Origin of the sequence: Pseudoalteromonas sp. CNAT2-18.1 (genome assembly GCF_022347865.1) — a bacterium.
GTDB lineage: Bacteria > Pseudomonadota > Gammaproteobacteria > Enterobacterales > Alteromonadaceae > Pseudoalteromonas > Pseudoalteromonas ruthenica.
Window position 1 is genome coordinate 688052 of sequence record NZ_JAKRFR010000002.1, and the last position, 13463, is coordinate 701514.

The following is a 13463-nucleotide window of genomic DNA, read 5'->3' on the forward strand; positions in this document are numbered from 1 at the left end:
TGTTCCCAAGTTTGAATATTGGCCACAATAAAAGTCAATTCAAGGCAAACACGGGGCGATTTATGAGTATCCTCACCCATGACTTCGAGCAACAGGTTGCTCAGGCGCTTGCGGATGCGCGCAGACAACTCTTGGCAAAGCTACAACAAGCTTCACAAGTCCATGAAAGAAGACTGCATGCTAAGCTTACCAACGAGCCGGAAAGCGACTGGGTGGCATTACTGAGCGAACATTTAGGCCCAGAATACAAAGACCTCATTATCCGGCTAGAGCGCTTAGAAGCGACTCAGTGCCAGTTTGATTTGGGACTATTTGGCTTTTGCTCTGACTGTGAAGAGCCCATAGAGCCACACCGTTTAGAACAAGATGTGACGACGCAGCGCTGCGCGCGCTGCGACAGTATCAGTCGCGCGCAATTAAATGGCCATAAATAAAGCTCATCGCTGGATAAGCGACCACCTCATACACCATTTGCTTTGCTCGTCGCTCGCTGATCCCCTGTTTGGCTAGCGACGTTAGCGCCATTTGCTCAGTCCAAAGTTGGCTGTGAATACCTATATCAAGCTCCATATACAAAAGCGCTAACCGCGTTTGTTCCACACTCAAACTCTGTTGCTGAGCCCACAGGCGCTTATTCACATAGCCTTGTCGCCAATCTAGCCCTACATCGCGCTGGTCATTGTCTGGTTGGCGCAAAGGCGCGATGCCATATTCAGAGAGTGTGGCCAGCTTACTTTGAATTTGCATAAGCCATTTAATCGGCGCCTGCACCCGGCCAGTGTAGTAATTTAGTTTTGCTTGATACCACTGAGTGCCATTTGGCAGCTGACTTAGCCCCAGCTGGTTGCGAGGGCGATAGTTAGCTAAATACTGTTGTAGTTGGGCCGCTGCACTTTTGAGTTTACTGTTATCAGCGAGCTCGATTAACCGCTCTACTTCACCTTGCATCATTGCTAATTCATAGCGATTAACAAAAATTTGGCTTTGTTCACCTTGTTGCAAGCGGCTTTTCACTAACTCAAGCCACTGCGCTGCTTGTTCTTGCGTTTGACTATCTTGCAATGCCTGCTCAGAGCGGAAAATAGCGCTGCTCAGGGGCCAAGGCTGATAGCGACGTACATACCTTTGCTCGGTAATTAAATAGTCCAATGTTGCGCGCTGTGCGTTGCTGAGCGCCGCTCTATCAAACTGCTGATATAGGTCATGGCGCTGCTTGAGATACGCATCAGAATAAGGCCAAGGCGTTAAGGGGCTCGTTAAATCGCCTGTAAGTTTGGCGTTCAATTGTACTAAGGCCTGCTGCGAAGTAGTTGCTGAAATAGATTGAGGCTCAGAGCACCCTGTTGTTAATAAAGCAAACAAGATTAAGCTGTGTATGCGCACCGCGTATGGCTCCTTAAATAAGCATTGCGTGGAAATAAAAAAGGCCCCAATGAGGGGCCTTTTATTATTGCATAAGGAGCTTAAAGACTCACACCATTACGTTGTGCTTTATCTTTAATGAAGGTTTTCCAACTACGCGCGAATTTACGCGTGCTTGGATCTTCTGCTGCTTTAGTAATCGCAGCGTAGGCTTGCTTATACTTTTCTTGCTGTAGGTAAGCTTCTGCTAAGTCAGAGTAAATAGTCCCTTTCTTATCAGAGCCTTCATCAAGAGCACGCTTCAATAAAACCACTGCTTTATCGAATTGTTCCTCTTGTAAGCGCAAGGCACCGGCTTTACGGAACAGCTCTGCATCGTTATCAAACTCTGCGGCTTCCTCGTAATACTTCGCTGCTGTCTTAATGTTTTTAGCATTATGAAAGTAGCTAGCCATTGCCGTGACATTTTGCTTAATGCGCTTAACCTTACCATCAGTGATGGCCTTCTCCATGTGGAAACCGGCTTTGTAAGGAACGCCTACAAATGAGTAGAGCTGTGCTAACACTTTATAGTCAGTTTCTGATTCAAAGAAACCACTGTCATAAGCAATATCCATCGTAGTGAGACCTTTTTCATAGTCTTCTACTTGCATATAGAACTTACCAAGGTTAACCCAGGCTTTGCCGTCTGTTGGCCAGGTTTTCACCATGCGCTCAAGAATTTTAACTGCTTTATCAAATTCTTTTGCTTCATAGTGAGCTGCCATCAATAACTGAAACGGTGCTTTCTTTGGCTCTTTTTTAGCATTGAGCTCAATAGCACGCTCAGCAGGCTCTACCACATCTTTAAACTGACCAAGCTCATAACTCGCTTGAGCGATACGCGTGTATACAGTGGGATCTTCTTCACCAGTGAAGTCCATCCAGTCGATATACGCTTGCTTTGCTTCTTTGTACTTCTTGATGTTAGCCAACAAGTCACCAAGCAGCTTCATCGCCTGCTCTTGGTCGTTAAAGTTAAGCTCATCTGGCTTGATTGCGTCTTGTGTATACTTAATAGCCAACTGATAGTTGTCTACTTGGGCATACAGCTGACCTAAGTAGCGATCAATAGTCGCACGGTCGAACTCATCAGACGGGTCGAGTTCTTTAAGAACTGCGATTGCGCCGTTGAAGTCTTCTGCATCAACAAACTCAAACGCTTTCATGACCTTCTTACCAGTGCGCTCACTCATGACCTTGGTCTTAGCGTTTTTGCGCTTTTCTATCTCTTCGTAGTTAGGCGCAGCGAATACCGAAGTACTCACTACACTACCAGACAACGAGATAAGAAGAGCGAGTGCAGTCACTTTAGATAGATTTTTCATACTACACTCTCCTTACTGGTCTTGGTTAAGTTTGAAGTCAAGCTGAACAGTGATGCCAGGCTGTTTAACCGGCTTGCCATCAACTACTTTTGGCTTGTACTTCCACTTACGCAAGGCACGCTTAGCTTCACGGTCGAAGATACGACGAGGTTCTGCATCGATTACCTCTACATCTTCTACACCGCCCACTTCGTTAATGGTGAATGACAGCTGTACCCAGCCTTCTTTACCATCACGCGCGGCTTGCACCGGGTATTTAGGTTCAATTCGAACAAGAGGTGTTGCATCACCATCTCGACCAAATGCACCTGGGCCACTTAGACCACCCGCTGAGCTACCTACATTAACACTTGGCATATTGAAACCGAGTGAACCTGGATTAGGGTTACTATTCTCAGGCTGTGGCGGCTGCGGTTTAGGCGGCTGCTTAGGCGGTGGTGGAGGCGGCGGCGGTACACGCTTACGCTCCTGCACCTTGGATTCAGGTGGATTCGTCATAATTTCGACAACGATCTTCTCTTTCTCGTTGGCTGCCCTGTTATCTCCACCGGAGATTAGGTAAGCCATGAAAAAGAATAAGCCGAAAGTAACTGCCCCACCTGCAATCAGTGAAAACAGAAAACGAATCATTACTTATCTCCAGCGATTGATATCTTATCGATACCTGCAGCTTTAATCTGGTCCATGACCTTCACAACCACACCGTGCTTCGCATCTTTATCCGCTTGGATAATTACGATTTCGGTAGGCTGCTCAGCCAGTAGACGTTCAATGTTTGCAGCAACACGCTCGACATCGACCTGACGCTTGTCCATCCAAATTTCACCGTTAGAGCGAATAGCGATGAAGATATTTGCATTCTTCTTCTTAGTCGCTTGCGCTGCTTCCGGTTTATTTACATCAATACCCGCTTCTTTAACGAACGAAGTAGTTACGATAAAGAAGATAAGCATGATGAATACGATGTCCAGCATCGGCGTCATATCGACGGCTGCTTCTTCTTCTTCACGAAAACGTTGTTTACGTGCCATATTCAAATCTCTCTCTAGTGATGAGGCAAGCTATCGACGAGCTTCTCTTTAGCCATTTTTGCACGTGCTTCAAGACGTGTACTAAAGAATACACCCGATAGTGCCGCAACCATTCCAGCCATTGTTGGGATTGTTGCCATTGAAATACCTGATGCCATTAGTCGAGGGTTACCTGTGCCCTGAGTTGCCATGGTTTCGAAAACCGCGATCATCCCAGTTACAGTACCTAGCAGACCAATAAGTGGACATACAGCTACCAATGTCTTAATCAACAACATGCGCTCATCTAATTTTTCAGACGCTTCAGAAATCCATGCATCGCGGATTCTGTGTGCGTACCAAGACGTAGTGTCCTGGCGGGCGTCCCACTTCGCTACAATCCCCTTTTTCATTTTCGGGAACTCAGAGAGTAGGAACCAATAGCGCTCAATCATTAAAACCCACATGAGGAAGAGTGCTATCGCGACCACGTATAATACCTGGCCGCCTGTGCCAACAAAATCCCTGATAGATTCCCAAATCTCCATCAGGACTAGCATTAGGCTTTCTCCTTCTCCGCGTGAGCAGCGATAATACCGGCGCTTTGCTCATCAAGAACGTGGATGATTGATTTACTGCGACCAGCAACAATAGCGTGAACTAGGATTAGCGGTAGTGCCGCAATTAGACCTAGAGCTGTGGTTACTAGAGCCATTGAGATTGAACCAGCCATGATCTTCGGATCACCTGTACCGAACAAGGTAATTTGTTGGAAGGTGTTGATCATACCAACAACGGTACCAAGTAGACCTAGTAGCGGCGCGATAGCGGCTAAGATCTTGATGATGTTGATACCCGCTTCGATACGTGGCGTTTCACGTAGAATCGCTTCGTCTAGTTTAAGCTCAAGGTTTTCAACGTCTTGGTTTTTGTTGTCGTGGTAAACTTTAAGAATACGGCCCAGCGGGTTACCTTCTGAAGGTGAGCTGGTGTTCTTAAGCTGACTCTTGATTTTACCTGAAACGATGGTTAGGTCGATTAGGCGCACAACAGCGATAAGTAGACCAATCACTAGTAGTACAGCGATGATGTAACCTACTTCTTCACCTTGGTGGAAGCGCTCTTCAGGTGTAGCTTTTTGCGTGTTCAGACGCAGGATTGAGCCACGAGTTGGGTCAATGTAAAAGCCTGTGTACTGTTCTGCTGAAGTACCGATTAGGTCTTTCGCTGAATCAAGTACGAAACCGTCTGGCTGACGACCTAGCGGTTGAATCGCTTGGTTTTCAGCAGAATAAACTAAATAACCGTCATCAGTAATAAGGTTAAAGTTACCGATACGAGTTACTTGCTTGGTTGATGTTGAACCGTCTAGCTCTGAAACTTCAGCTTCGAAAGAAGAAACTTTCGCAGACTCAGTCATTTCAGTTTGTAGGGCAATCCAAAGCTCTTCTAGTTCACGTGTAGTTGGTAGCTCTTTCGCTGCCGCTAGTGAACGAAGAATTTCAGCACGGCCAGGCTTTTCAGCACTAACTAGTGACGCTTCGATTGAACCAATGGTTTCTTGCGCTGCACGACGTACAACACCGAACATCTCACCTAGTGTACCTTTTGCGTTTTCAAGCGCTTGCTCTTTTTCCGCTAGGGTTACTTCGTTTTGAGCATACTCTTTTTGTAGACGCTCGCCACGTGCTTTTTCTGCTGCAAGTTCACGTTTTGCTTGGTTAAGCAACGCTTGCTTGTCAGCGCGTGCAGACAAGAACTCTTGTTCACGCTGTTTGTTTAGTTTGCCTTCAGAGATACGCTCTTTTTTAACTTGATCAAGGATCTGGTCAAGTACTTCTGTGTTTGCATGAGCGTTAAGCGCAGCACCGGCAGAAACTGATAGTACTGCTGCAACAGCAAAACCTTTAAATAGTTTCTTCATTCTCTATTACTCCGCGCCGAAGATTGGAAGTTTAACAAGATCCGGTGCAGCCTGTTTACGGGCCATACGGATTGTCTCTTTAACAGGCTTTAGGAATTCTTCACCCAAAGCTTCCCACTGCTTAGTGCTGTTGTTCCACACCCAAGCATTCTTCTGGTCGAATGATTGCGCAACATAAGCAATACGACCTAGACGTGCGAAGTCTACAGAGATGTCACGACCGTCGATATTTAGGCTACCTTGGTCAGCAACCATTGTCGTGCTGTAGTCTTTCTCAACCATGTATGCTTCAAGTACCTGACGGAACTTCTCTGAAGTCGTTACAGAAGCACTGCTCATGATTTCACGTAGTTTTTCAACGCGAGCTAGGCGATCTTCGGTATTAAACGGAACGTCCGCTTTGATGAATTGCTCAAGCGTATCGATCATGCGATACATCAAAGGCACAACGTTTTGTTTAGTTTTGTCGATACCTGCAATCTGACGCTCTAGTGATTCAATTTGTGAATTTTGATCATCAACTAGACGCTGAACGTGGTCGTTATAGACCTTCATGATTTCAGTTTCATCAACAGTCGCGCGGTAATCAGCGATTAGCTCTTGCGTTTGACCATAGATGTTATCGATTTTAGTTTGAGACTTTTTAGCAGCCGTTTGGATAGTTGCACCCGCTTTGTGGATGTCATTCAACGGATCTGCCATCACATTGTTGCTTGCAAGTGCAGCTGCGCCAACCAACGCAGAAGCTACAAGACTCTTTCTGATTTTAACAGACATAGTTCCCAACCAATTAAGTAATGTTACTTTTTGAATTTTAATTAGCTTGCCTTGTGACAAACCAACCTAGGTATCTTTCTACTGATACCAACTTGCCAATAATGCTAAAAGGTTCCAGTGCTGTCAACTTGATGTTTATCGCAATTTTCCTTGATTTCGTCTTACTTTTTTGGTTTAAACATATTTTTAACAAATCAATTCTACTTATAAGCCGCTATACTGGGCATTGACATAATTTGGAAATGAAAAGTTAAATTTCTTTTTTTTTACAGTAAGTGAGGTATTAGCGGTAAGTTGCTTACTAAGTCAGTCTATATCGGCCATTTGTACCTTTTATAAGTAGTCTCACACCTACTTGGTAGGTATAGGTTAGTTACTCTGTGTTGCTCGCAATCAACATAAGGCAACTATATAACAATAAATAACAAGGACCTTCTATGTTTAGATTCACCACTGTGCTCACCACCGTGCTTATATTTGTATGTAGTGCTCCAAGCTTGGCACAGCAAGATCAGGAGCAACCATTGGCGCAGGCCTTTGGTGGTTTCAAATGGAATTCCCAATTTGAAGTCGCATACGATGATATTGACCAACTGTTAGCGATGACCGTTGTTAACACGGGAATGTCGGATCGCTCGCGCTTGAAAAGCGAGCAAACTATCGGCACGCGCATGACATCGGGTCGTAATAAAGCAACAGCACTTGAAGCTAATCGCTTTTATTTCGAAGGAGTCAAAAAGTCTGATCTAAAGCTCGCACTCACTAAAATAAGAGAAAGCCTGGAAAACTTACCGCAAGAAATGCCCCTAAGTGAGCTTAATAAGAAAGAGCAGCTCGCCTATTGGCTCAATCTTTATAACATGACTCTGTTAGAGCAGCTGGTTAAGCGTTATCCGCTGCACTCATTAGATGATGAAATTGAAGATGAAGGGCTCCTTGACGCTAAACTCATTACCGTTGCGGGCCACCCACTTTCACTCAATGACATCCAGCAACGTATTGTGTATCCTAACTTTGCAGAAAAGCCCAATGTCATTTATGGCTTCTATCAAGGTTACATTGGCAGCCCCAGCCTTCATCCCGCAGCGTTTAAAGGGGCCACTGTATATAAGCAACTAGAAAAACGCGCAGAAGAGTTCATTAATTCAAATCGCGGCGCTCAAGTTGATGATGAAATACTTGAAGTGTCGCAGTATTACCGACAAGCCACATTTTATTTCCCTCAGCTTCAAGATGACTTGAAACGCCATATTGCTATTTATGCTAAAGGCCAATTCGAATATGACCTACGTAACGTTGAAAAAGTGGAGATTGAAATTGAAGATTACACACTCGCCGACTTAACCGGTTCAGCCCGCCAAATAGGTAGCGGCGTAGCTAATAATCAGGCAGGAATGCTCGATGCTGTTGTCAATGGTTCTGGTGGACAAGCTACGGGTATGGCGGGCGCGGATGGCGGTTTAGGTGCACAAAACGTGGGCGTGGTATCACAAACTATGCAAACACGCACAGCGAACTTTGGTCGCTTTACTCCTGAGCAAGCAGAAATTCTGCGTAAACTAAAGGAGAAACAGGAATTGGCTGCCGGCTCTGTGGAAATCAAAGATATTGATAAAGTGAAAAAGGAAAAGTCAAAAAACTAAATTTCAAATGCAGCATTGAGACGTTACCATGAAGTGAGATTGACTTCTCAATGCTGTATTGAGCTATTAACGGTGCTCGCGCTTTATCAAAATAAGTATTTTTATACATACCTAGTTTCGAGATGCCGTCAGTTTACACCCTTTTCCAAATTAGCCTAACCAACTGCGAAATTAAGCAGGGTTATTAGTACACTGCTGATGAGCAATGGCTGTCGGACTACGAGCACACGGTTAAGATTAAATTATTACCTACGCCTACTAGCTTTCTCGACTACCTAGCTTTTTATCAGAACTCTAAGCGTTGAATTAGGCACACAAACTTCAGGTAACTTGCTGTTTCCTAATTATGTGCTCATAAAAGAATACAAATGGGCATTGCACCTAGCCATTACCGAATATTTAGCATCTCTACCAACCGATCGTTCACATTCCCTTTATAGACGTAACTATGGCCAGTTTAAAGTCAATGGCAGTTGGTCGGTACAGCTTGCAAAGGCGGTTATCATCGCAACCATCTTCACCCCTCAGGGTGGATTTCAGCCCCGGCTTATATTCAAGTACCGCAGTCAATGCATGAGAACGATCCCACACGAAGTGGGTGGCTGCGCCTTGGAGAAACCTGTTTGAATTTAGGTGAGCGAGAGCAGATAAATAAACTCATTTGCTCACAGTCGGGGCGGATTATTATTTTCCCAAGCTACCTGTGGCATGGCACCTACCCTGTAACCAGCGAACAACCGCGTATCATCTTGCCCACGGACATTATGCCAACCGCTTGAACCGGCTCACAGCAGTTCACTGAAATAAGGGAATGCACGCTGCGCTAAAATCGCCTCTTTATAGTGCTTAAAACGGCCGACGGATGAGCTATACAAAGGCTTTCTAACTTGCCATACGCTTGCAGTTCTGACATGTGAGCGCTGATTATGAAAGCGCTCTGCCTCACCGTCATACTGGATACCTAGCTGAGAAAACAATGTCGTGAGCACTTGCTCCGGCTGCGCTACTAGTTGTTCATACTCGACAGTCATAATGTCATTGCCGTACTGCTGATGCCAGTGCGCTTTGAGGCGCTGTTGATGTTCATACATATGGCGAATGTTATCAAGGTCCGTAGCATAGTTAAGGCTCGGCCCCAAGCGCTGAAAGTAAGCAGAAAGGGCGTTGTCTCTTATATCACGTTGCGTCCATATCACTTTTAAGCCGGGGTAGAGCTGCTTTAATATGTCTATATAGAGGTAATTTTCGGGCCGCTTATCAGTAACCCATTTTCGCCCTTTGGCCACACTCACTAACAAGTCATCATACGCTTGAGCGAAATCCGGCGTCCCTGCTTTATTTAGCAATTGAATTGGTTTGTTGGTGAGCTCAAAAAGCTGGCGATGTACAAACTCCAACTCACCACCAGCCTGAATACAGCCGCTAGCGCCTAATATTTGTTCTACTAGGGTCGACCCCGAGCGGAACATACCACAAATGATGATTGGCTGTACTGATGGCGAGTCTTGCGCGGCTAACTGAGATATATGTTCAGCGCGGGCAAAAATATTTTGTTCAGTATGCTCAAGTGAAGCGACATTGAAAGGTGCAAGAGATTGCTTATTGACAGTGTTAGCTTGATAGTAGTGCATCCATGCCTGTTCATACAGTTTCGCATCATCGAGCGCTTTGCCACAACTATAGTGTAAATCACACCTTAGTTGCGCGGGCATATTAGTCATCACATCTTGGCATCGAGTCACATAATTGTGCGCCGACTCAGTATTGAACTGATAAAGGTCCGCAAGTCGCGACAGTGCCAATGGGTGCTGCGCGTCAATGGTCAGTACCTGTTCAAACAATTGCTTTGCAGCACGTCTGTCTCCGGCAAACTCTTTGATCGCAGCGAGGTTAAAGAGTGCATCAACATAATCAGGTTTTAGCTCCAATGCTTTACCTAGCCACTGTTGCGCGGTCTCTGGATCAAGTAACAGCTCGGAGTACACTAACGCCAGATTGAGATGCACCTCATGAGGGTCCTTAATGCCGAGCTCTAAGGTGCGCTTAAAGTGCGCTATCGCTATTTTAGGACGTCTCGCCTTGCGGGCGTAATACCCACAATTGAAATGTGCTGTGTCGTCGGTGTCATGACACTGCAGATAACGCTCATACCCAGCACAAATAAAAGCGAAGTCTCCCAAACGCGTACCGAGATCCATAATAACTTGACGGTACTCGCGACTACTCGGGTTTAGTTGCTGTAAACATACAACATAGTTTTTCGCTTCCTCCCAGTGCTGCTCTGCTAAGGCTAAACGCAGTAATTGGCGAAACGCAGGCTCTTTTTTGTCGGTTTTCTTAGCCAACTCTTGGAGCAGAGTAATGGCTTGCTTTTTATTGTCTTCTTTTAATAGCGCTGCGGCATGTTGCAAGCTAGTCAAGCGGCCTCCAAAAACCATAAATTAGGATTATTAATATTAAAATTTAGCAACAAAAAAAGCGAGCCGAAGCTCGCTTTTTCAGACATTAAACAAGTTTAGAACTTGAATGTTACGTTTGCGTGGAAATAACGACCTAATGTGTCGTAGAAACCCGCAATCGCATTACCGTTGGTAGAAAGTGAACCGCCTACTAATGGTGGCTCTTTATCCATGATGTTATTAACACCCACTAATACGCTGGTGTAATCATTGATAGTGAAGCTACCTTTAAGGTCTAAGTAACTTTGTGAACTGATACCATCTTGAACAAGCGTATCAGGACCTGTGTAGTCACTGACTTCACCATAATAACGCCATTTCAAAGTTGCACGCCAGAAACTTCCCGTATCGTAGTCCATAGTGAACACGTGACGCCACTCAGGTTGCGCGAAACAACCATCATTGAGATTGCTTACACAATCGTAAATGTCAGAAATTCCCGGTACGTTGTCATACTCTTTAGTAATGAAATAGGAGCCAAGAAGGTTAGTCGATAAAGTGCCACCAGCAACCTCAAAATCATAGTTGGCAGACAGATCAATACCTTCCCACGTTAGCTGACCTAAGTTAACGTCAAAGGATGTAATTTGACCACTACCTACCCATAGGCTGCCATTTCCTGGAGTACGTTGTACATTGTCGCAAAATGATGCGTCACCAGTTTTTGCACATTGCTCTAATATAATTAGAGGATCAATATTATCAATTGCACCTTCTAGTTCGATATCCCAGTAGTCAATAGTGAAGTTTAATCCTTCAATTGGCTCAGCTACCAAACCAAAAGTAACAGTATCGGCGATTTCAGGTTTTAACTCCTGATTTCCTCCGAAAAGTCCATTGTACTGAGAAGCCGGACTAGGATTAATTGTACCGTACTGAGCTGCTGTTACACCTGTGTTTGCACACTGCGCAGCACTTAGCTCTGGTGTAGCTCCGGCACAAGGGTCTGAACCTTCCCAAAGGCCTGTTGTTTCTTGCGCAAACAATTCGCCATTGTTAGCAGCACGTACCGCACGGTTATAACTAGCGCGAACTTTCCAGTCTGACGTGATATCCCAGTTAATTGCGGCTTTATAAGCAGGCTCAGAGCCTGAGGTGCTGTAATCTGACCAACGATAAGCTAAATCAAGAGTGAAGTTTTCGAAGCCGGCTTTACCCTCAACAATTGGTAAACTTACCTCTGTGTAAAATTCAGTTACATCGTAACTACCTTCCAAACTCTTAGTCGTGCCACCTTGACCTAGAAGAAGACCTTGCGCGTATACTTCATCCGCTGTACGTTCGAAGGTTTCTTCACGGTACTCTGCACCAAATACTGCTGCGATTGGGTAATCAGAGCTCGGTAGCGAGTAATCAAATTCACCTGATACGAAACCACCTAGGATGAGCTGTTCAGTAACACCATTCAAGATAGCTGTACCTGTTAATGCTGCAGCCGCTTCAGGAGTCACGCCCTCGTAAGTAAACACCTCGTAAGGAATACATCCCTCTGTGTCAGCACAGCTTTCACCATTCGCTGAAAGCGCTGTGGTAATACGTGGACCAAAGAAGTCATTGATATATGCTGACGACGACGACGTTGAGCCGTATTGAGCAGTCACATCATACGTCCAAAGATCGCTCAGCTCACCACGTGTACCAAGTACCATTCGGAAAGAACTATGCTCTAGCTCATCGGTACGAGGACCACCTTCAACATTTCGCTTACCAATATAAGCACCTATAGAGTCATCGTCGCCAATTCCAAACGCATCTTTAAATTGTTGGCGTTGAGCATCAGAAAACAATGGACTAGAGATTGGCAACTCATACGCCGTGTCAAAGAACGTTCCAGACTCAGCGATTTGCGCGCCTGTACGGTCTCGCATGAACATTGTCTCTAGATAAGGGTTGAAGTGCTCATTAATTTCATAGTTAGCAAATAAACCAAAGGTATGACGCTCATCAGGACGCATAAAATGGTTGACTGGCGCATAGTTATAGCGGTTGGAGCCATCATCAGGGACAAACGTTCCATCCGGGGTTAAGTTCCAGAAAACCTCTTCACTAGCGTTATAAGTACCACCAGGACCATTAAGCGGAGCAATAAAGAAATTTGGCACAATAGCGTTGGCAGAACCACCACACTCAGTACCTGCGGCGTTCAATGCACATGAAGAGTAGTCACGCGCTCCTTGACGCAATTCATTTTGCTTGGTGTAGGTTACATAACCAACTGCATGACCTTTACCACCATCAAAGGTGCCGCCAAGTGTTGCACTGAAGTCAAACGCCGCGCCATCAAAACCATCGCTGCCGCTTGGGTATTCGAAGCCCTTCTCGTCCATCAACCCTTGCATGTACCCATTGTCATTATCGTGCTGGTACGCAGAGCCGCCTATATCAACTTGGAAACCTTCGAAATCATCATTCATTACGAAGTTAACAACACCCGCTACTGCATCAGCACCATAAGTTGTTGAACCACCACCAGTCATTACTTCAACGCGTTTAATTAGTGCAGCTGGAATTTGGTTAATATCAGCTGATTGTGTGTAAATACCACCAGCCTGTGCACGGCGACCATTGATAAGTACTAGTGTACGCTGAGGACCCATACCACGAAGGTCAAGCGTTGCTGTACCGGTTGCGCCATTTGATTGGAACGCAGTTTGCGATGCCTCGATTTGCGGCAGGTTATTCATGATATCTTCGACGCGGGTAAAGCCCGACATAGCGATATCTTCTGCAGAGGTTACTTGTACTGGAGTAGCTGTTTCAAGATCAGTACGTTTGATACGCGAACCGGTTACTTCGATACGCTCAACATCATCAGCACCTTCTTCAGCAGCAATGGCACTTGCTGAAATGCCTGCTGTTGAAGCAGCACCAAAAACAAGTGCTAAACGCACTGATTTTGCGATTTTGCTATTTAACATTAG

At 45.3% G+C, this 13463-nt stretch carries 12 protein-coding genes; 3 read left to right on the top strand and 9 right to left on the bottom strand.

All coding sequences use genetic code 11. The features are described 5' to 3' along the window. Nucleotides 1-62 precede the first annotated feature (62 nt). Nucleotides 63-434, top strand: coding sequence for a TraR/DksA C4-type zinc finger protein (locus tag MHM94_RS06555; RefSeq protein WP_235418836.1), 372 nt, complete (start codon nt 63-65; stop codon nt 432-434). Here the strand turns inward: MHM94_RS06555 and MHM94_RS06560 are convergent. The 7 genes from MHM94_RS06560 to MHM94_RS06590 form a co-directional block, all read right to left on the bottom strand. After that, nucleotides 403-1383: a hypothetical protein gene (locus tag MHM94_RS06560; RefSeq protein ID WP_235418835.1), complete on the bottom strand. Its 981-nt coding sequence runs from the start codon at nt 1381-1383 to the stop codon at nt 403-405. The two genes, MHM94_RS06555 and MHM94_RS06560, sit on opposite strands and share 32 nt — an antisense overlap. 80 nt (nt 1384-1463) lie before the next feature. Beyond that, nucleotides 1464-2729 carry a tetratricopeptide repeat protein gene (locus tag MHM94_RS06565; protein ID WP_022946741.1) on the bottom strand — a complete coding sequence of 422 codons (1266 nt, stop codon included), beginning with the start codon at nt 2727-2729 and terminating at the stop codon, nt 1464-1466. 12 nt (nt 2730-2741) lie between these two features. Further along, a complete protein-coding gene (locus MHM94_RS06570; protein ID WP_022946740.1) occupies nt 2742-3359 on the bottom strand; it encodes an energy transducer TonB in 618 nt (205 codons plus the stop codon). Next, the gene (locus tag MHM94_RS06575) at nt 3359-3760 is read right to left on the bottom strand and encodes a biopolymer transporter ExbD (protein ID WP_053910968.1); all 402 of its coding nucleotides are present in this window, start codon (nt 3758-3760) and stop codon (nt 3359-3361) included. The genes MHM94_RS06570 and MHM94_RS06575 overlap by 1 nt, the downstream gene beginning before the upstream one ends. A gap of 14 nt (nt 3761-3774) precedes the next feature. After that, nucleotides 3775-4299 carry a MotA/TolQ/ExbB proton channel family protein gene (locus MHM94_RS06580; RefSeq protein WP_045979764.1) on the bottom strand — a complete coding sequence of 175 codons (525 nt, stop codon included), beginning with the start codon at nt 4297-4299 and terminating at the stop codon, nt 3775-3777. After that, entirely contained in the window at nt 4299-5663 is a 1365-nt protein-coding gene (locus MHM94_RS06585) for a MotA/TolQ/ExbB proton channel family protein (protein ID WP_235418834.1), read from the bottom strand. Before MHM94_RS06585 ends, MHM94_RS06580 begins: the two co-directional genes overlap by 1 nt. A gap of 6 nt (nt 5664-5669) precedes the next feature. Next, complete coding sequence (locus MHM94_RS06590) at nt 5670-6440, bottom strand: DUF3450 domain-containing protein (RefSeq protein WP_026111376.1); 771 nt, start codon at nt 6438-6440, stop codon at nt 5670-5672. A gap of 437 nt (nt 6441-6877) precedes the next feature. On the opposite strand from MHM94_RS06590, the gene MHM94_RS06595 reads away from it, so the two are divergent. Continuing rightward, nucleotides 6878-8083, top strand: coding sequence for a DUF547 domain-containing protein (locus tag MHM94_RS06595; protein ID WP_235418833.1), 1206 nt, complete (start codon nt 6878-6880; stop codon nt 8081-8083). A 473-nt stretch (nt 8084-8556) separates the two neighbouring features. Then, nucleotides 8557-8862: a putative 2OG-Fe(II) oxygenase gene (locus tag MHM94_RS06600; protein WP_235418832.1), complete on the top strand. Its 306-nt coding sequence runs from the start codon at nt 8557-8559 to the stop codon at nt 8860-8862. Between the two features lie 6 nt (nt 8863-8868). Here the strand turns inward: MHM94_RS06600 and MHM94_RS06605 are convergent, their stop codons facing one another. Both MHM94_RS06605 and MHM94_RS06610 read right to left on the bottom strand, forming a co-directional pair. Beyond that, nucleotides 8869-10503 (bottom strand): sulfotransferase, encoded by a 1635-nt coding sequence (locus tag MHM94_RS06605; RefSeq protein WP_235418831.1) that lies wholly within the window; start codon nt 10501-10503, stop codon nt 8869-8871. Between the two features lie 95 nt (nt 10504-10598). Continuing rightward, entirely contained in the window at nt 10599-13460 is a 2862-nt protein-coding gene (locus tag MHM94_RS06610; RefSeq protein ID WP_235418830.1) for a TonB-dependent receptor, read from the bottom strand. Nucleotides 13461-13463: the final 3 nt, after the last annotated feature.